1 protein-coding gene is annotated in these 987 nt (G+C 39.4%); it reads right to left on the reverse strand.

Annotated features, from left to right (window positions below; genetic code table 11):
* Positions 1-600: 600 nt before the first annotated feature.
* Positions 601-987, reverse strand: a 387-nt coding sequence (locus ACSSWA_RS14900) for a T9SS type A sorting domain-containing protein (RefSeq protein WP_437357446.1), incomplete at its 5' end; no start/stop codon positions are given.

A 987-nucleotide genomic window follows, 5' to 3' on the forward strand; every position in this document is an offset into this window, starting at 1 on the left:
GGTTCTTGGTTTTGGGGTTCGTCGTACTGGGATTCTTGGCTTTGGAGTTCAATATTTGTAGTTCTATTAGGAACTAGGGATCAGGGTGTAGGGATTAGTGGGTAGAAATTCTTTTTTCTTTGCTATATGTTGATATACAATAGCTGATAGTTTTGATGTATAATATACGCCTTTTTTTAACGAAGAACATTGAACCTCAGCGCTCCCGAACGCCCCCGTCTTTGCGAGGAGTGAGCTTTATGCGAATGACGAAGCAAACTCATATTAAACCGCAAAGCGCGCCACGGACGCAAAGGTCACGGTCACTCCGACTCCGCCGCAGGAGGAGGAAGAATCTCCAAGTCAGTTAAGTAAATCAATTAGTCATACAGATTCTTCGTCGTTCTGTCTACGTCGGATCTCCTCAGAAAGACAAATTACAGCGTTTGCATTATTCAATACAATGGTGAAAGGGAAATTAATACTTTATGTCTTTCTGAACCCGCCATCTGCGGGTGAAGAATCTCTATCTTTCCCCCCTAACTTCCGCACGAAGAACCTCCCTGCCGGTAGGCAGGCACCCGGACCTAAACGCGAATTTGGCAATGCCGGTAATTTAACCTACTTCGCCAGCATCATCTTCTTAACAACATAATTCTTTCCAGCTTTCAATGTGTAAAAGTATATTCCACTCGAAAGATTATATTTGTCAGCTGAAAATTCTACTTTGTAACTGCCAGCATTTTGATATTCATCTATAAGTGTTGCTATTTCTCTTCCTAAAATGTCATACACTTTTAATGTTACAAAATTTTTCTCTGGCAATTGATAACTTATTACTGTTGTTGGGTTGAATGGATTCGGGTAGTTTGTTATTTCGTATCCTTTTTCTACTTCATCTGTTTTTTTGTTCTCTTCTTTATTCAATACCTCATAATTCATCTTTCTATCATATTCTCCCAGTAATATTCCGCTGTGTATTGTTATTTCATCTTCCGGATATTTTTT

Origin of the sequence: Melioribacter sp. Ez-97 (genome assembly GCF_051488665.1) — a bacterium.
Classification (GTDB): Bacteria; Bacteroidota; Ignavibacteria; order Ignavibacteriales; family Melioribacteraceae; genus Melioribacter.